The sequence below is a fragment of the Christensenella intestinihominis genome, from assembly GCF_001678845.1.
Classification (GTDB): Bacteria; Bacillota; Clostridia; order Christensenellales; family Christensenellaceae; genus Christensenella; species Christensenella intestinihominis.
In genome coordinates, this window is record NZ_MAIQ01000010.1 from 49483 (window position 1) to 71423 (window position 21941).

General features: G+C 53.7%; 19 protein-coding genes. 8 read left to right on the forward strand and 11 right to left on the reverse strand.

Annotated features, from left to right (window positions below; translation table 11 throughout):
- Window positions 1–13 precede the first annotated feature (13 nt).
- Both BBD38_RS12160 and BBD38_RS12165 read right to left on the reverse strand, forming a co-directional pair.
- Window positions 14–1504, reverse strand: coding sequence for a sugar ABC transporter ATP-binding protein (locus BBD38_RS12160; protein WP_172807836.1), 1491 nt, complete (start codon window positions 1502–1504; stop codon window positions 14–16).
- Window positions 1505–1616: 112 nt separating this feature from the next.
- Window positions 1617–2711, reverse strand: coding sequence for a sugar ABC transporter substrate-binding protein (locus tag BBD38_RS12165; protein WP_066688620.1), 1095 nt, complete (start codon window positions 2709–2711; stop codon window positions 1617–1619).
- Between the two features lie 368 nt (window positions 2712–3079).
- Between BBD38_RS12165 and BBD38_RS12170 the strand changes: the two genes are divergently transcribed.
- Window positions 3080–3871: a DeoR/GlpR family DNA-binding transcription regulator gene (locus tag BBD38_RS12170; RefSeq protein ID WP_066688621.1), complete on the forward strand. Its 792-nt coding sequence runs from the start codon at window positions 3080–3082 to the stop codon at window positions 3869–3871.
- Between the two features lie 72 nt (window positions 3872–3943).
- Here the strand turns inward: BBD38_RS12170 and BBD38_RS12175 are convergent, their stop codons facing one another.
- The 3 genes from BBD38_RS12175 to BBD38_RS12185 all read right to left on the reverse strand — a co-directional run bounded on the left by BBD38_RS12175 (window position 3944) and on the right by BBD38_RS12185 (window position 6929).
- Window positions 3944–5902: a heavy metal translocating P-type ATPase gene (locus BBD38_RS12175; RefSeq protein ID WP_066688623.1), complete on the reverse strand. Its 1959-nt coding sequence runs from the start codon at window positions 5900–5902 to the stop codon at window positions 3944–3946.
- 156 nt (window positions 5903–6058) lie between these two features.
- On the reverse strand, window positions 6059–6355 hold the full coding sequence (locus BBD38_RS12180) for an ArsR/SmtB family transcription factor (protein WP_066688625.1): 297 nt from the start codon (window positions 6353–6355) through the stop codon (window positions 6059–6061).
- On the reverse strand, window positions 6348–6929 hold the full coding sequence (locus BBD38_RS12185) for an NUDIX domain-containing protein (RefSeq protein WP_066688627.1): 582 nt from the start codon (window positions 6927–6929) through the stop codon (window positions 6348–6350). Before BBD38_RS12185 ends, BBD38_RS12180 begins: the two co-directional genes overlap by 8 nt.
- A 140-nt stretch (window positions 6930–7069) precedes the next feature.
- Between BBD38_RS12185 and BBD38_RS12190 the strand changes: the two genes are divergently transcribed.
- The 3 genes from BBD38_RS12190 to BBD38_RS12200 all read left to right on the forward strand — a co-directional run bounded on the left by BBD38_RS12190 (window position 7070) and on the right by BBD38_RS12200 (window position 11016).
- Entirely contained in the window at window positions 7070–9271 is a 2202-nt protein-coding gene (locus BBD38_RS12190) for a bifunctional metallophosphatase/5'-nucleotidase (protein ID WP_066688636.1), read from the forward strand.
- 211 nt (window positions 9272–9482) lie between these two features.
- Entirely contained in the window at window positions 9483–10427 is a 945-nt protein-coding gene (locus BBD38_RS12195; RefSeq protein WP_172807837.1) for an alpha/beta hydrolase, read from the forward strand.
- A gap of 73 nt (window positions 10428–10500) precedes the next feature.
- Window positions 10501–11016: a ferritin gene (locus tag BBD38_RS12200; RefSeq protein WP_066688640.1), complete on the forward strand. Its 516-nt coding sequence runs from the start codon at window positions 10501–10503 to the stop codon at window positions 11014–11016.
- A gap of 98 nt (window positions 11017–11114) precedes the next feature.
- Here the strand turns inward: BBD38_RS12200 and BBD38_RS12205 are convergent, their stop codons facing one another.
- Together BBD38_RS12205 and BBD38_RS12210 are read right to left on the reverse strand one after the other, a co-directional pair.
- Entirely contained in the window at window positions 11115–11738 is a 624-nt protein-coding gene (locus BBD38_RS12205) for a TetR/AcrR family transcriptional regulator (RefSeq protein ID WP_172807838.1), read from the reverse strand.
- Between the two features lie 13 nt (window positions 11739–11751).
- Window positions 11752–13149 (reverse strand): MATE family efflux transporter, encoded by a 1398-nt coding sequence (locus tag BBD38_RS12210; protein WP_066688645.1) that lies wholly within the window; start codon window positions 13147–13149, stop codon window positions 11752–11754.
- Window positions 13150–13422: 273 nt separating this feature from the next.
- Here BBD38_RS12210 and BBD38_RS12215 point away from each other — a divergent pair, with 273 nt between their 5' ends.
- From BBD38_RS12215 to BBD38_RS12235, 3 genes are all read left to right on the forward strand, one after another.
- The gene (locus tag BBD38_RS12215; protein WP_066688646.1) at window positions 13423–14274 is read left to right on the forward strand and encodes a sulfide/dihydroorotate dehydrogenase-like FAD/NAD-binding protein; all 852 of its coding nucleotides are present in this window, start codon (window positions 13423–13425) and stop codon (window positions 14272–14274) included.
- Between the two features lies 1 nt (window position 14275).
- Window positions 14276–15670: an NADPH-dependent glutamate synthase gene (gene gltA, locus BBD38_RS12220; protein WP_066688654.1), complete on the forward strand. Its 1395-nt coding sequence runs from the start codon at window positions 14276–14278 to the stop codon at window positions 15668–15670.
- A 514-nt stretch (window positions 15671–16184) separates the two neighbouring features.
- A complete protein-coding gene (locus BBD38_RS12235) occupies window positions 16185–17858 on the forward strand; it encodes an outer membrane protein assembly factor BamB family protein (protein WP_172807839.1) in 1674 nt (557 codons plus the stop codon).
- Window positions 17859–17918: 60 nt separating this feature from the next.
- Here the strand turns inward: BBD38_RS12235 and BBD38_RS12240 are convergent, their stop codons facing one another.
- The 4 genes from BBD38_RS12240 to BBD38_RS12255 all read right to left on the reverse strand — a co-directional run bounded on the left by BBD38_RS12240 (window position 17919) and on the right by BBD38_RS12255 (window position 20579).
- Window positions 17919–18641 (reverse strand): lysoplasmalogenase family protein, encoded by a 723-nt coding sequence (locus BBD38_RS12240; protein WP_066688663.1) that lies wholly within the window; start codon window positions 18639–18641, stop codon window positions 17919–17921.
- 17 nt (window positions 18642–18658) lie between these two features.
- Complete coding sequence (locus tag BBD38_RS12245; RefSeq protein WP_066688664.1) at window positions 18659–19399, reverse strand: cation:proton antiporter regulatory subunit; 741 nt, start codon at window positions 19397–19399, stop codon at window positions 18659–18661.
- A gap of 129 nt (window positions 19400–19528) precedes the next feature.
- Window positions 19529–20038, reverse strand: coding sequence for a DNA-deoxyinosine glycosylase (locus BBD38_RS12250; RefSeq protein WP_066688665.1), 510 nt, complete (start codon window positions 20036–20038; stop codon window positions 19529–19531).
- A gap of 34 nt (window positions 20039–20072) precedes the next feature.
- Complete coding sequence (locus BBD38_RS12255) at window positions 20073–20579, reverse strand: GNAT family N-acetyltransferase (protein ID WP_066688666.1); 507 nt, start codon at window positions 20577–20579, stop codon at window positions 20073–20075.
- 259 nt (window positions 20580–20838) lie between these two features.
- Here BBD38_RS12255 and BBD38_RS12260 point away from each other — a divergent pair, with 259 nt between their 5' ends.
- Complete coding sequence (locus BBD38_RS12260) at window positions 20839–21933, forward strand: ligand-gated ion channel (protein WP_066688668.1); 1095 nt, start codon at window positions 20839–20841, stop codon at window positions 21931–21933.
- The last annotated feature ends 8 nt before the right edge of the window (window positions 21934–21941 follow it).

Genomic DNA, 21941 nt, shown 5'->3' on the forward strand with positions numbered 1-21941 from the left:
TATCTAAAATATATTACGTCAACGCAATGTGCAGAATCTGTTCCGGCGTAATCTCGCTTGCATCCACCAGGCCCTTTTGCCGCCCCTCATGCATAATCAAAATACGGTTGCATATTCTAATTAATTCTTCCAGTTCGGAAGAAACGGCCAGGATCGTTAAGCCTTCATCCGCGCATTTGCGCATCAGCTTGTGAATTTCATTTTTGGCAAGCACATCGATTCCGCGGGTTGGTTCATCTACGATCAGGAGCTTGCAGTTGGCGGCCAGCCAGCGCGCAACGACCACTTTTTGTTGGTTCCCGCCGGAAAGCTTTGTCAGCAGCCCTTCGGGGCTTGCCATTTTGACCTGTACCTGTTCGGAATAGGTCTGGAACATTTCCTCCTCTTCCTTTTTCCGGATCATTGGAAACCGATAAATGCTTTTCAAATTTGCGATGGTCAAATTTTCTTTAATGGTCATCGTTGGCAGTATCCCATATTTTCTTCGTTCTTCGGATACGTACCCGATTCCCTTTTTGATCGCATCGTGCGGCCCGCGCAGTTTCAGTTCTTCCCCGTCCAGCCAGATGGAGCCTGTCTCCGGCTTCTGCACGCCGAACACTGTGCTGACCAATTCAGTCCTCCCGGCGCCCACCAGCCCCGCGATTCCAAAGATTTCGCCCCGCTTTACGTCAAAGCTGATGTCCTGAAATTCCCGTTCCCGGCTCAGATGCTCTACCTTCAGCAGCACCTCGCCCGTATTGTCCTCTTTGCGCAGGATTTCTCCTTTTTCGGCCTCGCGGCCGATCATTCCGCTTATCAGGCGCGTTACGGAAAGTTCCCCTTTTTCAAGATTTTCTATTAAAGCGCCGTCCCTCATAATAGAAACACGGTCGGATATTTCGATCACTTCATCCAAATGGTGGGAAACAAAAATAATCGATTTCCCTTCCTCTTTGAATTTACGAATAATGCTTAAAAGTTTTTCCGTTTCCTTTAATGTCAGGCACGCGGTCGGTTCGTCGAATATGAGAATATCCGCGCCCAGGCAAAGCGCGCGGGCGATCTGCACCATCTGCTGGTCCGCCACGCTCATATTATCTACATTTTTTGTAACATCGATTTTTGCGTCCAGGCTTTTTATGATTTCTTCGGCATCGCTCCGCATTGCCTTCCAATCGATCCTGGGCACTCCCCCTTTGACTTTACATGTGCCCAGATAGATATTTTCCGCAACAGACATTTGCGGAATCAAATTCAATTCCTGGGGAACCAGGCCCACGCCCAGGTTGAGCGCATCCGTCGGCGTTGCAATCGCGGTTTTTTTTCCATCGATGTATAATTCGCCTTCATCGGGGAGTATCTGTCCGGTAATTACATTAATCAGCGTGCTTTTTCCCGCGCCGTTTTCACCGACAAGCGAAACGATCTCCCCCGGATTCAAATGGAAATCCACATCGATCAGCGCTTTAACGCCCGGAAAATTTTTGCTCGCATTTTTTACTTCAAGTTTGGGAAGCGGCATATACATTTCCCTCCATAACCTCTTCTTTTTTATGCCGCCGCCCACACCTCCCGGTATGGACGGCGGCATATATTCCTACATTGCAGCCTTGGTACTTTTTGTTGTAACGGAATTATTTATTCCAATATTCCGCGCCGCTGTCGATACAAATCTGGCGGTATTCGTCGGAATAGGTGGCAAGGTTTTCCATTGTCACAATACCAAACGGAATATCCACCCCCTGCAGCTCAACCCCATTAAAGAATTCCTGCGCCGCGCTCATGACCGTATAGTATCCTTCATAGTAAGGGCTGTAATCGATAATCGCGCTGATCTGCCCTGCTTCCAGCGAAGCCTGGGGGTCCGCCGTCAGGCAATATGTGGAAATTTTTACCTGGTCCTTTTCCACCCGGCCTGTGTCAATCGCGGCCTGCAGGGCGATGCCTGCGCCTACGCCCGCGGAGCCGTCGCCTCCGAAGATGATATCAACGTCCGGATACTGCGCCAGGATTGCTTCCGTCAGCTGGGTCGCTTTTTCCTTGTCGTCGTTGTCGGCCTGTTCCGTAACGATTTCAAATCCAGGATATTCAGACTGAATGCGGTCGCGGAAGCCGCCCGAGAATAGCTTGTGGTTTTCCGCATCGGGCGAACCCGTCAGCATTGCCACTTTCCCTTCGGTTTTACCGGTCTGCTTCACCAGGATATCCGCGGCCTGTTCCCCGGAATGGTACTGTGCATCCAAACTCGCCCCAACAAATGAATCCGCCGTCGACCCTTCATAGTCGGTATCAAACGCGATGACCTTAATTCCATTTTGCTGTGCGGATTCGAGCATGGGCTTCACGCTTTCTCCATTGATGACGGCAATCCCGATATAATCCGGGTTCAACGAAATGGCGGATTCCAGCTTCTGCGTCTGCTCCGTAACGTCTGCGGCCGTAGGAGCGCTCCACACTACATTGACCTTATATCCCTGCTCTTCAAGTTCCTTTACGGCCTGATCCGCCCCCTCCTGCACGTAGTTGTAAAACTCGTGCACCAGCTTCGGAATGAGCACAACGGTCATTTCATCGCCCGCCGGGGCTGCCGCCGATTCACTTGCGCCTTCGGCAGACGCCGATGCAGAGCCTGTGGCAGACGGTTCTTCTGCAGCTTGCGGCTGGGAGGTGCATCCCACCATGGCAAACACGAGCAATAGACAGAGTGTCAAAATCACGATCTTTTTCATTTTCTTTCTCCTTATTTATTAATGATATGCCACCTTCATGACAAGATTAAAATTCTTGGGAATAATAAAATTCACGATATTTTTTGATAGATTGACTTGTATTGTTGTTTTTTCTTTTTTCGTTGTTCTTTCGTTTTGTTCATTCTATCATCGTTTATCTTTGTTGTCAAGTATTTTTCTTTCGAGTTTTTGTTAATTAATGCTTTTTTCTTTTTTCATTATTATGCTTTTTTTCTTCTGCTTTCACTTTAAGGATTGACAAATCACCTAAATTGGCACAAAATAAGTAAAGAAGAAAATAAACGCAAGGTATTTTAATATTATGCCGATCTGATTTTTTATGACGGTGGACAGGACGGGTTCCATATATGTTTAAAAGTGTGAGGCAAAATCAAATAAAAGAGATATTGCTGGAACGAACCCAGGCTGACGTACAAACGCTCAGCAGTTTGCTCGGCGTATCGACCGTGACGATCCGCAGCGATTTGACGGAGCTTGAAAAAGCAGGGTTTTTGAAACGGATTTATGGCGGAGCTGTCCTTGCCGGGGAAAGCGCGGCAGCCCCGCCCTCTCCCGAGGATGAAAAAAATGAGATTACCAAGCACGACGCCGTCAAAGAACAAACCGCTTTGATTGCGGCCCAGTTTATCCACAGCCGGGAATGGATTTTTTTGGGCGAAGGCGGCAGCTGCTATAATATTGCCAAGGTCCTCGCCGAAAAGAACGATTTAAACATTGTTACCAATAACCTCTATGCCGCACTTGCCTTACGCAAAAATAAAACGATCAATGTCGTTGTTACCGGAGGCAACTTATACCATGACCGTTTTTGCGTAGGCGGCGAAATGTTTATGAACTATATCAACAGCATTAACATTGACAAAGCATTTTTCGGGGTAGCGGGCGTAGACCTTGAGGCTGGATATACGGTATCCAATGTGGGCGAAAATAATGTCCTGCAGTCTATTCGTAAAATTACGAAGGAGCTTTACATTGTGACTTCCAACACCAAATTCGACCGGATCGGTTTTGTGGAATCCGGCGCTCTCACAATTTCCCATGCCTTTATTACCAATGAACCTGTCCCCAAAAAATACCGTGATTATTTTGAACAGCACGGCATCCGGCTGGTGACGTCTATTCTTCCGGAAAATGCCTGAATTATTTCAAATACCAGGGCAACCAAAAAAGGCAGCCGATTCCAAAACTGAAACGGCTGCCTTTTTCTTTCTTTAATTCTTCAATGCCCGCAGGGAATTTACGACGGCGATGAGCGTTACGCCCACGTCTGCGAATACGGCCCACCACATATCGGCAAACCCGGCCACGCCGAGCACCATGACAACCGCCTTGACCGCAAGGGCAAATACGATATTCTGCCACACGATGCGCCGCGTTTTCCTGGAAATGCGCACCGCCCCGGAAACAGACGACGGTTCGTCCGTCATGAGCACGATATCCGCCGCTTCAATGGCCGCGTCGCTTCCCGCGCCGCCCATCGCGATACCTACGTCCGCCCGGGCAAGCACAGGCGCGTCGTTGATGCCGTCGCCCACGAAAGCCGCGCTGCCCTTTTTATTCCGGATTTGCTCCAGCACTTCCACCTTATCCTGCGGAAGCAGCTCGCAGTATGCTTCGTCCACGCCTACCTGCCCCGCGATTGCCTGGCCGATGCTTTTCGCGTCGCCCGTGAGCATTGCCGTGCCGATGCCCATTTCCCGCAGGCCTTCCACCGCCGCCCGGGCGTCGGGTTTGACCTGGTCGGCAATCAATATGCTGCCGAGGAAGCGGCCGTTCTTCGCAACATAAAGGATGGTGCCCGGTTCCTTCGCCTCCTCATATGGAACGCCTTCCCGCTCCATCAGCTTTGCGTTGCCCGCAAGGATCACGCCGTCCGCGGTTTCCGCCTTTACGCCGTGGCCGGGAATTTCTTCATAGCCCGTACGCGCGCAGGGCTGCCTTCCATAGGCGTTCAGCACCGAGCGGGCAATCGGGTGGGAGGAATCCGCTTCCGCGCACGCCGCGGCCCCGAGCACCTCTTCGTTTGTACCGCCCCCGGCCGGAAACACTTCCTTTACGGCAAACTCGCCTTTTGTAAGCGTGCCCGTCTTGTCGAACACCACCTCGCGCACACCCGTAAGGGCTTCGAGATAATTTGCGCCCTTGATCAGGATTCCTTTTTTCGACGCGCCGCCGATTCCGCTGAAGTAGGTAAGCGGAACGGACACCACCAGCGCGCACGGACAGGAAATGACGAGGAACAGCAATGCGCGGTAAATCCATACGCTCCACGCGCCTGTCACAAGGGACGGGACGACCGCCACAACGAGCGCGGCCGCGCACACGACGGGCGTATAGTAACGCGCAAACTTGGTGATAAATTTTTCGGCGCGCGCTTTCTTGTTGCTTGCATGCTCCACGAGGTCAAGTATTTTGGCGGCTGTCGATTCCCCGAATTCCTTTTCCACGCGGAGCTCGATTGTCCCTCCGCCGTTCACGCTGCCCGCAAGCGCCTCCGCGCCTTCGGAAACGTCGCGCGGAAGGCTCTCGCCCGTGAGCGCGCTTGTGTTGAGGGCCGAGGTCCCGGAAACAACCGTGCCGTCGAGCGGCACCTTTTCAAACGGCTTCACGACAATCGTATCCCCGATCGCAACGGAGGCCGGATCGACCCGCCTGACTTCCCCGCCCGTTTTCAGGTTGGCGTAATCCGGCCGGATATCCATCAGCCGGGCGATGGAGTTCCTGCTCCGTTCCACCGCCATATCGGAGAGCGTCTCGCCCACCATATAGAACAGCATAACGGCCGTTCCTTCGGCAAAATCCCCGCTGCCCGTATAGATGCCGAGCACAAAAGCCCCGATGGTTGCAACCGCCATCAGGAAATTTTCGTCGAACACCTTCCCGCGCAGGATGTTTTTCCCCGCCGCCGCCAGTACGCCCGCTCCGAGCACCAGGTAGGCCGCGAAAAAGATTGCAAAACGCCCCCATAAACCAAGTTCCATGACGCTTTGCAGGATATATCCAAGCACAAAAATCGCCACGCCGACCACAAGGCGCGCCAGATAGCTTTTCTTTCCTTCTTCCGCATGCGCATGTTCATGTCCGCATGCACAGGCATGCCCATGCTCATTGTCATGCACGCCGCACGCGCAGGCTTCATCCGCGTGGATATGTACATGTTCCTTTTCCATTTCCGTCCTCCTTCATATGAATATATGTTCATTCGTTCATATGTATTATACCACATCCGTTCCATTTGTAAACCCATTCCCGGATTTATTTTTATAAAATTTTTTCGGCAAACAAAAAGGCGGAAACCCGCCTTCCCGTAAAGCCGTATGATATTGTTAATGCCTTACATGCTCGAGCACCTGGTCGATCACATGCAGGACATGTTCGTCGTCGAGGCTGTAATATACGTTTTTCCCGTCCTTGCGGTTTTTGATGAGCCGCGCGGACTTAAGGTTGCGGAGCTGGTGCGAAACCGCCGATTGCTCCATTCCCAGCGCCTCGCACAGGTGGGCCACGCACAATTCCCGGTTGTGCAGCGCAAGCAAAATACGCAGGCGGGTCTGGTCGCTGAGCATCTTGAAGATGACGCTCATCTTTTCCAGTTCGCCGTCCGTCGCCTTTCGTTCACTCATGGGAAGCCTCCCCGTGCCCGCCCGCTTCACGCTGGAGCTGTTCGAGGATGATATATGCCTTGAGCACGCACGCCACGGTTTTTGCATCCCGCAGCTCTCCCTTCAGGCACATTTCCACCGCCCTGCCGAGCGGTATTTTTTCTACATTGATAAATTCGTCCTCGTCGAGGCACTGCTCGCCCTGCTCGATATTGACCGCGAGATACATATGGATCGCTTCGTCGCAAAAGCCCACGCTGGAATAGATTTCGCCAAGGGGCATCATATCCGCCGCAATAATTCCCGTTTCCTCCCGAAGCTCGCGCAGCGCGCCGTCGTATGCGTCCTCGCCCTTCACGTCGAGCTTCCCGGCCGGGAGTTCGAGCATGGCTTCCCCGAACGGATAACGGTACTGCCGCACAAAGAACAGGTTTAAATCCCCGTCTACCGCGCACACGCACACTCCGCCCTGGTGCCGCACGACCTCACGCAGCGCTTCCTTTCCGTTCGGCAGGCGCACCCTGTCTTTTTCCACCCGGATAATTTTTCCGTCATACACCGTTTCCGAAGAAATTGTCGTTTCCCTGAGTTCCATCCTTTCCTCCCCCGCTGTTTTTCTTTTCTTAATCTTACCATGCATCCTGCCGAAAATCCAGCGACATCGAAATTGCATCACGTACGCTTTTTTGATATAATGCAGGAAACGCTTCATCGTTTTTTTAATATGGAGGCATTATGCGTCTGAATAAAGTGCCGGCGTTATTGCTGGCGTTCCTGCTCATGATTATGATGATCCCCGGTTTTGCATCCGCGGCGCCCGCGGAGGAAGAGACCGTCATCAATATTTACCATACGAACGACATCCACGGACATGCCGTCGGCAATGAAACATCCATCGGATATGCCCGTTTCAGGACGATGCTGAAAGAGGACGGGGCCGACGGACGCCTTTTGCTCGATGCGGGGGACGCTTTTTCGGGTACGGCTTTTGCCAACCTCAGCAACGGGCAGAGCATTGCGTCCCTGATGGAACAGTCCGGCTATGACGCGGTCACGCCCGGCAGCCATGATTTTGACTATGGAAGCGAAGCTTTGCAGCAACTCCTTTCGGATTCCGGGATCACCGGCCTTGCCATCAATATCCTGAAAGACGGCCAGCTTATGTTCGAGCCCTACCGCATTTTCCAGGAGGGCGGAATTAAAATCGGCATAATCGGCGTTGCCGCGCCGGAAACGGAAGAAACAGCCGACCCGCGCGACCTCGCGGGCATCACGTTCCTCGACGGGGAACCCCTTTTCACCTCGGTCCAGAGCGCGGTCAACGACCTGCGCGCGCAAAATGTAAACGCGGTTATCGTGCTTTCCCACCTTGGTACGTCGGAGGAAGGAAAGACAGGCAGCGTGGATATCGCCACCAATGTGAGCGGCATCGACCTGATTGTCGACGGGCATTCCCACGACGCCTATGAAAACGGATATATTTCTTATCCCGGCTATATCCAGGGCAGGACCCCAATGATCGTGCAGGCCGGAAAAAATTTTGAGAATTTCGGCATCGCCAGCCTGACGTTCGATTCAAAAAAAATCCTGACCGGCGTAAGCAGCCGCCTGGTTGACGCCGGGGAAGCCGCCGCATTTTCACCGGATAAGAATATTGCGGAAACAATTATCGAATACGAAAAAGAGCAGCAGCCCGTCATGGGAAGGAACCTTACTTCCACGCCTGTCTTCCTCAACGCGGAACAGGCGTATATCCGCAACGGCAGCACAAATTTCGGGCAGCTGTGCACCCGGGCAATGTGTGAGGCCACAGGGGCCGATATTGCGCTTATCAACAGCGGCATTATTTCCGCTTCCATTCCCGAGGGGCCGGTTTCTTTCGGAACCCTCTACAACTCAATTCCCTACGACAGCTATATCGTTACCACGGAGATGACGGGCGCCGAGCTGAAAACGCTGCTTAATTCACGCATGCTGCTTGGCGAGAGCGCGTTCCCCCAGTTTGCGGGATTTGAGGTTTCGGCCCGGAAATACCTGAATGACGAGGGGAAATCCGCGGCGGTGGTCCAGCGGCTCACAAGGGACGGCAAGGAGGTTTCCGATACCGACCGTTTTACCGTTGCGCTGCCCGACTTCATTTATTACGGCGGGGACGGCTATGAATGTACTTCCCCCGTCCTCGAGGAAGGGCCTACGCTGTTTGACGTTGTGGCCGATTACCTGGACAGCAAATCGGACGAGGAACTTGAACGCCTATCCGGTTCTTCCAATCTTACGATCTGGGAAGAAACCATCGATACGGATAACATTATTTCCAAACTGCAGGCAAACGTGCCGGAGGATGTGCACGTATTCCTCAACCAGGCGTCGGTTGTGCCGGAAAGCGTGATTTATCCGCTGATCGGGCAGGACAGGAACCTGACGTTCACCATCAACAGCGAACGTCCCTATTCTTTCCGCTTCAACGGCCTTAAGCTTTCCGTACCCATGAACATTAACCTTTCGGCGAGTGTTTCGCAGGAGCCGCCGCAGGGCAAGCGCACCGCGTCGTCGGCGGATAAAAACGCCGTCTTCCTGAACCTGACGCGGAACGACGCTTTGCCGCCGGATACCGATATCAGCATTTACGTGGGCGACGTTTATGCGCCCGGCTCACTGGTATACCTGTACTATTATGATATTAACCGCGACATCCTTCCCCTGGACGAAAACGGGATCAAGGTGGATGAGGACGGTAATGTGACTTTTCCCGCAAACTCGGGAGTTACCTATCTTTTGAATTCAAAGCTGCTCAATGCCGCGACTATTTTTGACAACCCCACCACCGATCATCCGTTCTTCCCCGGGATTGCGGTTTTGGTCCTTGTGTTCGCCGTGTGGGTTGTGTTTTTCCTCGTTACCAAAAAAGGCGCGCAGAATAACCGGAAGCAGCAATAAAAAAGCCTTTTATTCCGCCGCGGTTTTTTTGTGCGGCGGGCCCCGGCTGCGAACCGCTAAAAGCGGTTGTGCCGCGATGGAGAAAATCTTATTCCAATACCGGTTCCGCAAAGATTTCAAGTAAAAAGGCGCAGAAGGGAAGTGTGCACCAGACGTCGTGACTATTGTGCTGAAATGGATCGCAAAGGCGATATTAACAGGGTTTTCTTTTGTGCTGCTGCTTTGGCCTTTTTCTCCCCGGCCCGCGTGCTGGTTCCTGAGGAATTTGTTCCGGTTCGGCACCTATATACGGCCCAAAAATTATTCCGCCCTCCGCGCGCGCGTGGAGATTGCGCGCGACCTCCGTTACGGCCCTTCCAATAAAAAATGCACGCTCGATGTGATTTCCCCCGCCGCCCCTTCCGGGCCGCTGCCTGTGGTATTCTGGCTCCACGGCGGCGCCTATATTGCGGGCGACAAGGCGGACGTGGAGGGTTATTGCGTCCAAATCGCCGCGCGGGGATATATTGTTGTGAATGTCAACTATCCACTTGCGCCCGAGGCGGTTTATCCGGCCGGGGTACGGTCGGCGGCCGACGCCTGCTCTTTCATTGCTGCACGGGCGGATACGTTTAATATCGATCTTTCCCGCGCATATTTCGCGGGCGATTCCGCCGGGGCGCAGATGTCGGCGCAGTTTGTAACAGCGCAAATCGATGCGGAATATGCGCAGAAAGTTAAAATTCCCCAGGTCGTGCCCCGCGAATGCATCCGCGGGATGGGCCTTTTTTGCGGCCTTTATGACGCGGCGGCGTATGCCGGGAATTTCGACTCCCATACGCCTGTCTCGTATGTTGTAAAACGCGTGTTCTGGGGCGTGACGGGAAATGCGGAGTGGCGGCACGGCCCGGAGATTGAGGAAGCGTCCGTCCTGCGCCATATTCCGCCTTCCGGGTTCCCTCCCGTTTTCCTGACCGACGGCAACATCGGCACCTTTACCGAGCAGGGAATGGCATACGCGGAAGCGCTCCGGGACTGCGGGACGCCTGTTGAAGACACGTTTTATCCGCGTTCCGTGACGCTCCTTCCCCACGAGTACCAATTCAATATGCGGCGGGCGGCGGCGCAGCACGCTTTCGGGCTTTTTATGGAATTCCTGGAACGCACAAAAAAATAGTTTTTCTTTTCCGCTGCGTGGTATTATAATATTGTCGAATTAAATTTACATTATTTAAGGGGGTAAGTTTATTATGATCAGCAAAAAAATGGAAGACATGCTCAACGAACAGGTGAAGAATGAATTTTTCTCCGCTTATTTTTATCTCTCCATGGCCGCATGGTTTACATCCAAGAATTTAAACGGATTCGCGAACTGGTACACCGTGCAGGCGCAGGAGGAACGCGACCATGCGACGATGCTCATGAATTACATCCTGCGTGTGGGCGGGAATGCGGAGTTCCGGGCAATCGAAGCGCCGGATACGGATTTTAAATCGCCCATGGATATTTTTGAAAAGACACTGGCGCACGAGCAAAAGGTGACGGGATTAATCAACGACCTGATGGCAAGCGCCCTCGATGAGCGCGATTTCAAAACACAGCAGTTTTTGCAGTGGTTCGTAACCGAGCAGGTCGAGGAGGAAGAAAATGCAAACGGCCTGATTGAAAAGCTGAAAATCAGCGGAAACAGTGAGGCTGGCATCCTTTATATGGACAGCGAGGCGGCGGCAAGGGTTTATACGCCCGCGGCGCAGGCTGCAAACTGAGCGAAATAAAAGAAGAGCGCGGCAAGCACCGCGTTCTTTTTTATTTCAAAATATCCGGCCCGTGCGGCCCCGCCCTCCGGCAGCGGGCATTCCGCGGCTCAGGCCTTCGCTTTTTTAACACGCTTTTTGCGAACCGTCTTTTTTTCCTTGCTTTGCTTTTCCGCATACGCGATGAACATATCGTATACAAGGATGGAACGCTGGTCGATATCGCCCGCGCCATAGAGGGAAATGGCATTCAGCATACCGAACAAAAGCTCGGAAAGCACCCGTCCGTCCTCCCCGGTAAGCTCTGTCCCGCACTCGGAAAACACCCGTGTAATGAGCTCGATCAGCAATTCCTGCACCTGCCGGCGGATGCCGAACAGCGTGCGCTCGATATATTCCTTATCCGACTCAAAATTTACAACCTGGTTTATCACGTCCTGCGGCGTTTCCACCATGCGGGCGATAAAGCAATAAATTGCCCCATAAAGCGCTTCTTTTGGTTCCTTGCCGAACACATTCCGCATAAAATCGTTCATAATCTGTTCGATTTCCCCGGCAAGCACCTGGGCAAGCAGCGCCTCCTTGTCGTCAAAATGCGTATATACCGTTCCCACCGAAAGCCCGCTGACCTCGGCGATCCGGCGCATGGAAAGGCTGTCGTATCCTTCCCGGTGGTAAATTTCGAGCGCCGCATTGATGATTTTTTGTGTTACATCCTCTATTTTCTTGGGCATAACCGTTCCTTCCTTATTGTTCCGCATCCGGGTCCAGAAGCCCCAGCGCGTATTCCTCTTTTGTCTTCCTGATGAATCTAAATATCCTGGCGGCCAGCACCACGGCAATAACCCCTGAAATTGCATCCGCCACCAACGGCGACAGCATGATTCCAAAAAGCCCCAGCACGTTTGCCAGCACAAGCACCGTAGGAATCAGGCACACGCCCTGCCGCGAAATGGACAGGACCAGCGCGCCGCCCGCCTTGCCGAACGCCTGGTGCGTCATCAGCATAATAAGTGTAAATGCGGTAATTGTGAAACCGGCGGTGAACCAGCGGAGCGCGGGCACGCCGATTTCCATCACATAGGCGTCCGTGGTAAACAGGCCCATCATCTGCGGGGCGAGGGCATAACACGCGAGCGTCACCAGGGCCCCGATGCAGAGCGCAACCACGATTCCGAATTTCATCGCGGTTTTGAGCCTGTCGAATTGATGCGCGCCGAAATTATAGCCCGCCACCGGCTGGTAGCCCTGCGAAAACCCGAACATCAGCGCAAATCCTAAAAACTGGATGCGGTTTACGATGCCGAAGGCCGCGATTGCCGCGTCCCCGTACGGCTTTGCGCATACGTTGATAACGGCGAAACCGATCGCCGCGAGAAGCTGCGTTAAAAACGTAGACGACCCGACGCGCACGATGTAGGAAATAATTTTCCCCTCGAACCGGAACCCCTTCAGGCGGAATTTTGCAACCGTCTTTTTCCGCCAGTAGTTGGAGGAAAGGATTACGAAGGCGACAACCTGCGAGATCGCGGTCGCGACAGCGGCGCCCATAACGCCCATATTGAGGGTGAAAATGAAAACCGGGTCGAGGATCATATTAAGGACCGCGCCGATTACCATCCCCACCATGGACTGCACCGCGCTTCCCTCTGCGCGCAGCAGGTTGTTGAACGCCATATTGGTAAGCTGCACCGGCGAGGCAAGGAGCAGGATCAGCGCATAATCGAGCGCAAGGTCGATGGTATCCGCGGAAGCGCCGAGCGCAAGCAGGATGGGTTCGGCAAAAAGGCCGCCGGCCACCGCGACAAAGACCCCGGATAAAAAGGAAAGGATGATGGTGGTCGTCGCCGTGCGCCCCGCCTTTTCCTTTTCCTGCGCGCCGAGAAGTCGCGAAAGATATGCCGCCCCGCCCGCCGCGAAGAGGATGGAAAGCGCCTGCGTTAAAAGCATGATCGGCATATAGACCGAAACCGCCGCGGTACCGAGATACCCCTCCGGCGACATACTGACAAAGTATGTGTCCGCCATGTTGTAAATTGCCATGACGACCATGCTGACAACGGCCGGTACTGCAAGTTTCACGATTGCGCCGGGAACCTTCGCCGTCCCCATCATTTCCGCGCGTTTATCTATTGTCTGTTCCATCTCGTTTTCTCCTGCGGAATTTGCAAACTGAACGCGTGTTCATTTACATTTATCATATTATTATGCCAATCTCCCAATGTCAACCGTTTATTTGGCACTTGTAACTCCCCGGCCCTTTCGTTTATAATATTAGGGTGCCGGGAATCGGGCCGCGCGTTTTTCGCTTGCGGCTTTTCCCGCACGGTTTTGTTTCAGGCATATTGCCTGGCTCCCGGCACCCCGGGGTACGAAATTTCAAATCTTATGTGAATCTTATATAATGGGGAGAACATTATGTTTAAAATTTTGAAGAAAGAAACATTGGCAAATGGCATCACCAAGATGGTCATCGACGCCCCGCTGATCGCAAAAAAAGCGCAAAGCGGCCAGTTCCTTGTCCTGCGCACGCACGATAAGGGCGAGCGTTTTCCTCTCACCATCGCGGATTTTGACCGCGAGGCGGGAACCGTGACCATCATTTTCGCACAGGTTGGCAGGTCCACCCAGCAATTGGGTTCCCTCCCGGAAGGCGGGGAAATCCTCGACGTGGTGGGGCCGCTCGGCGTTGCGTCCCACTTTGACCCATCCATAAAAAAAGCCGCGGTAATCGGCGGCGGCCTCGGCTGCGCGATTGCGCTTCCGCAGGCAAAGCATTTGAAGCAGATGGGCGTTTCCGTGGATATGATCGCGGGCTTTAAGACGAAGGATATCATTATCCTTGAAAAGGAAATGACGGAGGCTTCGGACAACCTCATCATCACGACGGACGACGGTACGTTCGGCATACACGGCTTTGTGACGGACGCGCTGAAAAAGCAAATCGAGGATGGCGTAAAATACGATATCGTAGTCGCCATCGGCCCGATTCCCATGATGAAATTTGTCTCCAAGCTGACCCGCGAATACGGCATCAAGACCATCGTGAGCATGAATCCCGTTATGATCGACGGCACGGGGATGTGCGGCGGCTGCCGGCTTACAGTGGGCGGCGAGACCAAGTTTGCATGCATCGACGGCCCGGACTTCGACGGACACGAGGTGGATTTCGACGCGGCGATGCGCCGTCTTTCCATGTATGACGGCATGAAGGAACGCGAGGAAGACTGCAGGCTGATCCAGATGGCAGATAAGGCGGAGGACAAATAACATGGAAAGAAATATGTCGCTTGAAAAGGTAAAAATGCCCGAGCTTGATCCCAAGGTACGCGCGACCAATTTTGAAGAGGTCGCGCTGGGATACACGCCCGAAATGGCACAGGAGGAAAGCAACCGGTGCCTGGAATGTAAAAATAAACCGTGCGTATCCGGCTGCCCCGTGCAGGTCAACATCCCGGAATTTATCCACGAAATCAAAGAAGGCAATTTTATGGCCGCTTACCAGAAAATCACGGAGACGAACGGCCTGCCCGCCGTATGCGGGAGGGTGTGCCCGCAGGAAAGCCAATGCGAAAAGTATTGCGTACGCGGCAAAAAGGGCGAGCCTGTCGGCATTGGCCGCCTTGAACGCTTCGCGGCAGATTTCGCGATGAGCCAGGGCGCCCTCGGCGCGAAAAATATCGCCCCCAAAAAGGGAAAAAAGGTGGCGGTCATCGGCAGCGGCCCGGCCGGGCTTACATGCGCTTCCGACCTTGCCAAGAAGGGGTATGACGTTACGGTCTTCGAGGCCTTCCATACCGCGGGGGGCGTGCTGAAATACGGGATTCCGCAATTCCGTCTCCCGAAAGAAATCGTCGACCTCGAGATCAACGTCCTGAAGGAGATGGGCGTGGAAATCAAACTCGATATGGTAATCGGGAAAATCCTTACCATTGACGAGCTGAAGGAAATGGGCTATGAGGCAATCTTTATCGGCAGCGGCGCGGGGCTTCCGTCCTTTATGAATATTCCCGGTGAAAACCTCAACGACGTATATTCGGCCAATGAGTTTTTGACGCGCATCAACCTGATGCACGCATACCAGTATCCGTCTTACGACACCCCGATCAAACCGTATCAGAGTGTCGCCGTTATTGGCGGCGGAAACGTGGCGATGGACGCGGCGCGCTGCGCAAAGCGCCTCGGGGCCGGGCATGTCTATATCGTCTACCGCAGGAGCGAGGCGGAGATGCCCGCCCGTCTTGAAGAGGTGCACCATGCAAAGGAAGAGGGCATCGATTTCCGGCTTCTCGAAGCGCCCACCGAAATTTTGGGCGACGAGCACGGAAATGTCGTTGGCATGAAGGATGTGCGCATGGAGCTTGGGGAACCGGACGCGTCCGGACGGCGCCGCCCGGTGGTGATCGAAGGCAGCGAATATACGCTTCCTGTGGACGCGGTGATTGTTGCGATCGGGCAGTCCCCCAACCCGATGATTAAGAATTCTACGCCCGACCTGAAAACACAGCCCTGGGGCGGGATCATTACCAATGAAGAAACAGGCGAAACCTCTATTCCCGGCGTGTACGCGGGCGGCGACGCCGTGACGGGTGCGGCGACGGTCATCCTTGCGATGGGCGCAGGCAAGACGGCGGCAAACAGCATAGATGGTTATTTAAGTAAATAGCGTTTTGTTCCTAAAATGAAAACTGCGGCTTTTCGCCGCAGTTTTTTTATTCATTTCCATGCATAAAAATTATTATTCTGTGAGAAAAACGTGATTTTTTCATTTTTTTTGATTTCCCCTATTGACACGCTGTTTTCCGCACAGCCATGCGTTTTTCACATTTGTGGATAACTCATTTTCAATTCGTTCCGTTTCCACCCAAAAAACGGCTTTGTTAAAACATTTTTTAGGTAAAAAGTTATCCACAATCTTCTGTGGATAATTCTGTTTTTTCGCGGAAATATGCGGGTTTTTTGCCTGCGGAAAACCCCGGTGGATTTTTCCGGAACCTGACCTGGATTTTTCCTGTCCTTTACAAAAAGGCGAATGCATATTCTTTGAAATTCATGCATAAAATGTTTGTTTCTTTTTTTGATACGCCATACTTTTCCCTGCCGTCCTTCACACAATGCTTTATCCGTCCGGGTATTTGCGGTATAATAGCGGTATCTTGCAGGCAAAGGAGTTTGGGGGTATGGCTCATCGTTTCAATCGTTATCATTCATACCGGCCGCGTCGGCGGCACAGGGGGCGCCTGCGGATTGGAAGGTTGGTTCTCCTGATTCTTATTTTCGCGGCAATTATTTTCGCCGTCGTTTTGGGCGTCATGTTTTTGACCAAAACAGGTTTTTTTGCAGGAAAAGACCCTTCCCCTTCCACACCTGCCCCAGCCGAGATTACAGCGGGATATGAGGCCCCCGTACAGACGGCGGAGGAATCCGCGGCGCCTGCGGCAGTGGATACGACACAGCCCGCCGCTTTTGGCCTTACCTCCGAAATCGAACAGGACGGCGCGGCGGCGACCGATTTATCGCGTACAAAAACAATCTCTTTCCCGGTTGCGGGCGAATATACGCCGCTCGCCGGAATTGTGACGGCGGACGGGAACCACTACCGGAACACCCGGAGCTTCGGCAGGTTTTCCGCAGCGGATCATAAGCTGGAAAAGGCATGGCCCCGGGAAGGCGGCGCTCCCGCTTTAGCCGCCCAGCCGCTTGCCGTCAAGTGGGACGACGACATGCGTCAAATGATGAACCTCTATCCGGAAAAAGCAGCAAAAGCAGGACTTACGGAAGTACTTTTACCGGGGACCGACGGAACGCTTTCCTTTGCGGACCTTGCCGACGGAAGCGCCACCCGCGACCCCATTTCGCTTGGTTTTACACCGGGAGGGGCGCTGTCCCTTGACCCGCGCGGCTATCCGCTCGTGTATATTGGCGGGAACGCGGAAAACGCATGCATGGGCGTTTACAGCCTGCTCACCGGGGAACTTCTCTATCAATACGGCGGCGGAAAAGACTCTTTTTCGCTGCTCGACGGGACGGGCGGATTTTCCTGCGCGCCCCTGGTTGCCGCGGACGCCGATGCGCTCATCTGGGTTGGCGAAAACGGCATTTTGTATACGATGGACCTGAATTCCGATTTTGACCGGGCGGCGGGAACCGTCTCCATAAGCCCGGACGAACCGGTAAAATACCGGTACAGCGTCACGGGCGGCGCGGAGGGCGCAGCCCCCGCCTCTTTTGCCGTCACAGGCCTCGCGGCGTGGCGCAATTACGCATTTATTACGGATAGCGGCGGTTATGTTCAGTGTGTGGATTTCAATACAATGAAGCCCGTTTACATACAAAAAACAGGTGGCGGGATTGCCTCTTCCCCGCTGGTGGAAGAAGCGGCGGACGGCATTTACCTCTATATCGGCTGCAAGGCGGCAGATGGAAACGCTTCCGTTTACAAAATCAAGGGCCTTTCAGGCGAGATCATCTGGCAGCGGGATTTCCCGTGCGGCGCGGACGGCGGTATTTTTTCGACCCCGGCGCCCGGAAAAGGCTCGCTGGGCGGCATGGTTTTCTGCACCGTCGCGCAGGGCAGCGGTGAGCATGCGCTGGTTGCGGCGCTTGCGGCAGATACCGGGGAAATCAAATGGCAGCAGGATATGGACTTTGCATCCGCCTTTACGCCCGCGGCGGCATATTCCGCCGACGGAACCGGCTGCCTGCTGGCGGCGGGAGACGGAAACGCGGCGCTGCTCGACGGAGGCTCCGGCGAGGCGCTCGGCTCGCTCGGCGGACTGGACGGCACGGACAGCGCGCCCGTCATTTTGGGCAACACGGCAATTTCCGGCGGTATGGGGATAACCATTAAATAGCGTACTTAAAAACGGGGCGCGCGCTGCACAGGAGCGCACCCCGTTTTTTCATTTCGCTGTTTATGCAAATACAGGCTGCAGGCTGAGCGCAATCAGGAAGGTTCCCGTAAAATAAGTGATGGAGTTCCATGCCGTGATTGCATTTTTCCTGCTGTGGTAATTCCAGATTCCCAGCAGGAGGTCGGAAATCCAGAAAAGCACCGCGCCGGAGGCCATCAGCACATAGGACACGCGCCACGGCCCCACGGGCAGCATCCAGCCGGATGGGGACGCGGCCGTGGGCACGATTGCCGTCACCACCGCCTTCGCCATCATCAGGGACAGCAGGACCATATAGACCGTGAGCGGCCCCTGCGCCTTCCCAAGCTGCCAGTTTTGTTTTTTCATCAGGACCAGCGCCGCCACAAGCAGCACGGCCATAATCACGAATTCCACAAAATCGATTCCCTGCACCAAAAACATGGATGCAAGGAAGAACGCCTGCGCGCCCGCAAAAAAGAGAACGCCGCAGTTGAATTTTTTCGCGTCAAGCTGGATAAAACGAAGGAAATAATCCCCCACCAGCGCGCAAAACAGCCCGCACACGATGAGCGCCGCTCCAACCGGCACGGGCGGCAGGGCCAGCGACCACAGTATGATCCCCGCGACGCCCACGGCGCAAAAAAGACTGCTCAGCGTCATCTTGAGCTTTGTCGCGCGGGCAAAGCTGCCGTGAAGGTCCTCCCTGACATAAAAGCCCAGCAAAACAAAATAAACCGCCGCAACAACAATCCATACTGCCATGACCGTACCCCTTTCCGCTATTGAACCTCCGCTTCCCTGGAGCCTTCGATTTGCCGCCCGTCCTTGGTGACGGTAAATAAATCCATAATTTGCTCCAGCTTGCCAAAAACCACAAGCTTATCGCCTTTCATGATTTCCGTATCCCTGGTGATATAGTCGAGCACCTTGCCCTCCCGCTGGATCAGGATAATGCGTACGCCAAAATCCGCGGCAAAATCAAGCTGGCCGAGCGTTTTTCCCTGTATGCGGCCCGGCACCGCCGCGATGCTGACGCCCGCCACCACGCCTTTTGCGTATTGGTCGACCACGCTGACAATATTCACATTCCCGCGGAACATCAATTTGCGGCCCATCTTTTCGATAATATCGTTGAATTTTTGTTTGATGCCGGGAACGCGCTTGGCAATCATAAAGGCCACAAAGATGATTGCCAGGATGACCGTGAGCGTCCAAAAATCCTCCTGGATGGCTTTGGGCAGGTTCATCACCACATTGACAAAGGCCGTGACGATCGTCACGGAAAAAATATAGCCGAACAGCATAATTGTGCGTGCGAGCCGCCTGCGCACGAGCTTGTTTACCACAAGCTCGCTTTCCTTTGTGGTGTAGCCGCTGTTCGTGAGCAGCGAGATCACCTGGAACTTTGCTTTTTCCTCCGTCATGCCCGACATCCGGAACAGGATGGTGAAAACGTCGATGATTAAAATGTAGAGAACAGCCACCGCGAAAAACAGTGAAATAGAAACTGAAAGGGTCATAATATTCCTCCTGCCGGATGATAACTTCCTTATAATATCCCGATTCGCCGCTTGCGGTTAGAAGGCCCTTCCCCGGCCTGACCGCGGGCGCTTTTCCGTAAACTGCAATGAATTACCCGTATTTGTTATTTATTGTCCATTCAATGGGGGCAGCACAGCCGACCACGCGGCGGCAAGCTTTTCCAGCGACATCGCCGCGTTTGCGGGGCTTGTGGACGGAAGGCAGACGCTTTCCCTGCCCGTATCCGCAAAGCAGTACTTCATATAATATTCATACGCTTTTTTCCCGTTTGTAAACACAGCGCGGATTTTTGCCGCGCAAAAAATTTCCGAAAGGTCGTTTGGCTCCGGCTTCCTGATCGACGCATCCGAGCTTCCGCGTATCTCGCACGATTTCAGCACGTCAAACACGGCGATTCCGTTGCGCAGCAGGAATTCCTTTTTTTGCGGGACATCCCGCGGCTCGGGTTCCTGGAGCACCGCGGCCAGCACGCTCCAGAAGCGGTTGCGCGGGTTTCCGTAATAAAACGCGGCCTCCCGCGACTTTACCGACGGAAACGTTCCCAGGATTAATATTTTAGAAGCCTCGTTCCATACCGGCGCGAGGGGATGGCAAAGCTTTTCCGGTTTGCTTTTCATATAACGCTATTATACCATAGCCCCTTGTATCCCGCTATTGCCGGAGAAGCGCATACATGCAGGAATCCTGCAGCACGCCGTTTTTGTAAACGCTGTCCCTGAGAACGCCTTCCAATATGAACCCGGCTTTTTCGAGCACACGCCGCGAGGCCCGGTTTCGCGCGAAGGGCTCCGCGTAAATACGTTCGATTTCGTATTTCGCGAATACATACCGGCATATACGGCTTACCGCTTCGCTCATGATTCCATGCCCCCAAAACGGCTCGCCCAGCCAATAGCCGATTTCCGCGCTTTTTTCGTATACGTCGGTCCCGAAAAAAACGCCGATGCTGCCTGCCGCGCGCCCGTCCGCAACAATGGCGCGCACCACCTGCCCCTGCCCGTCTTTTTCAATACAGGAACGGATATACGCCCCGGCGTCGTCCATTGCATAAGGATAAGGAAACGCATTCCTTAAATTGGCCGCGATTTTTTCGTTGTTGGCGTATTTCTGGACGCATGCAATATCTTCTTCGGTCCACTTCCTTAACACAAAATCCATCCTGCCACCCCTTTTGCATTTTTTCCATCGTATCATCCGCACCGGAAGGAGTCAATAAGCAACCGGCTTTTCCGCTGCTTTCAAAATTGGCATGAATCTTGCATGATTGACATTTCGGGACATTGGCATTAAAATGTTTTGGTGACCATTGTATACATTTTTTAGTAGGTATTTTATTTCGCAGGACGCCCTGCGGCGGGCTGGACACGCCATATACGCCGGTAACCTTTTCCGGGGGCCGTTCCTGTTTGGAGGAATTATGAAATTAAAGGAAATGAAGACATGGCAGCGAAAAAAGCTGCTGTTCAGCATCATTATGATCCTGGTGATTGCGGGTACCTTCCTCGGGCTTACCTGCAGCGCCCTGTACCGGGATAAGACAGCCGAGGACGGCTATTGGTATGATGCGCTCGAGGTGCCGCAGGACCTTGCGCAAAAGGTTGAGGAATACGGCGCGGACGCCACGCGGGTAACGGTGGGGACCTATATTGAAAACCTCAAGGAGATCAACCTCAAATCCTGCAATTTCCGCGTGGTGTTCCTCGCGTGGTTCAGGTGGGAGGGCGATCCAAAGCTCGATATGGCAGGAAACTTCCGCGTTTATAAAGGCTTCATGAACAAAATGGAGTATGTGAAGGACTATCATGAGGGGAACATGAACTACCAGCTTGTGCGCTGCGACGCCACCATTACCAAAAATTACTGGACCATCCGCTTCCCGCTCGAAAGCCACCAGCTCCGCATCTATCTCGAATCAAACTATACTGTAGACGATGTGGTTTTTGTGCCCGACACGGCGGACAGCGGCCTCAACCAGAACCTCAGTATTTCCGGCTTTGACGTGATACGGTCGGCGACGGGGTCTTACGCGATGGAGTACGAAAACGCGCACGGCGACCCGGAGGTCCCGGCGGGCGGGGACCTCATTACGTCCGAGCATGTGACCGCGCTGGAAATCAACCGCGCGGACGCGGGGCTGTACGTGAAATGCTTTATCGCCCTTGTGGGGACGCTTACCTGGGTGCTTATCACGCTCTTTATCTGCACCTACCACCATGTGGACCCCCTGGCGATGATTCCGGCCGCGCTTTTCGGCACAGTCGCCAACGTCATGGTCGGCGCGAACCTGCTGCCCGACGCGCTCCAGACCGGGCTGGTGGAATTCGTCAACCTGTGGGGCGTGATGATGATCCTCATGTGCGCAATTGTTATCATCAATATCAACCGCGTCCGCAAGAAATATGAGGACAAGGAGTTTTCCCAGCAGTATGGACGAATCCTCTTCTATATTATTCTCGTATTGACGCTGCTCGGCAACACCCTGCTGCCCTTCTGCGCCTACATGTTTGTTTAGGGGGCGGC

Excerpts from the sequence above, each read along its gene's own strand:
- BBD38_RS12215 (WP_066688646.1), top strand. The coding sequence starts at position 13,423 with ATGTTTAAAATTTTGAAGAAAGAAACATTGGCAAATGGCATCACCAAG.
- BBD38_RS12185 (WP_066688627.1), bottom strand. The coding sequence starts at position 6,929 with ATGGAACTCAGGGAAACGACAATTTCTTCGGAAACGGTGTATGACGGA.
- BBD38_RS12160 (WP_172807836.1), bottom strand. The coding sequence starts at position 1,504 with ATGCCGCTTCCCAAACTTGAAGTAAAAAATGCGAGCAAAAATTTTCCG.
- BBD38_RS12205 (WP_172807838.1), bottom strand. The coding sequence starts at position 11,738 with ATGCCCAAGAAAATAGAGGATGTAACACAAAAAATCATCAATGCGGCG.
- BBD38_RS12170 (WP_066688621.1), top strand. The coding sequence starts at position 3,080 with ATGTTTAAAAGTGTGAGGCAAAATCAAATAAAAGAGATATTGCTGGAA.
- BBD38_RS12235 (WP_172807839.1), top strand. The coding sequence starts at position 16,185 with ATGGCTCATCGTTTCAATCGTTATCATTCATACCGGCCGCGTCGGCGG.
- BBD38_RS12200 (WP_066688640.1), top strand. The coding sequence starts at position 10,501 with ATGATCAGCAAAAAAATGGAAGACATGCTCAACGAACAGGTGAAGAAT.
- BBD38_RS12240 (WP_066688663.1), bottom strand. The coding sequence starts at position 18,641 with ATGGCAGTATGGATTGTTGTTGCGGCGGTTTATTTTGTTTTGCTGGGC.
- BBD38_RS12165 (WP_066688620.1), bottom strand. The coding sequence starts at position 2,711 with ATGAAAAAGATCGTGATTTTGACACTCTGTCTATTGCTCGTGTTTGCC.
- BBD38_RS12245 (WP_066688664.1), bottom strand. The coding sequence starts at position 19,399 with ATGACCCTTTCAGTTTCTATTTCACTGTTTTTCGCGGTGGCTGTTCTC.
- BBD38_RS12255 (WP_066688666.1), bottom strand. The coding sequence starts at position 20,579 with ATGGATTTTGTGTTAAGGAAGTGGACCGAAGAAGATATTGCATGCGTC.
- BBD38_RS12260 (WP_066688668.1), top strand. The coding sequence starts at position 20,839 with ATGAAATTAAAGGAAATGAAGACATGGCAGCGAAAAAAGCTGCTGTTC.
- gltA (WP_066688654.1), top strand. The coding sequence starts at position 14,276 with ATGGAAAGAAATATGTCGCTTGAAAAGGTAAAAATGCCCGAGCTTGAT.
- BBD38_RS12250 (WP_066688665.1), bottom strand. The coding sequence starts at position 20,038 with ATGAAAAGCAAACCGGAAAAGCTTTGCCATCCCCTCGCGCCGGTATGG.
- BBD38_RS12180 (WP_066688625.1), bottom strand. The coding sequence starts at position 6,355 with ATGAGTGAACGAAAGGCGACGGACGGCGAACTGGAAAAGATGAGCGTC.
- BBD38_RS12175 (WP_066688623.1), bottom strand. The coding sequence starts at position 5,902 with ATGGAAAAGGAACATGTACATATCCACGCGGATGAAGCCTGCGCGTGC.
- BBD38_RS12210 (WP_066688645.1), bottom strand. The coding sequence starts at position 13,149 with ATGGAACAGACAATAGATAAACGCGCGGAAATGATGGGGACGGCGAAG.
- BBD38_RS12190 (WP_066688636.1), top strand. The coding sequence starts at position 7,070 with ATGCGTCTGAATAAAGTGCCGGCGTTATTGCTGGCGTTCCTGCTCATG.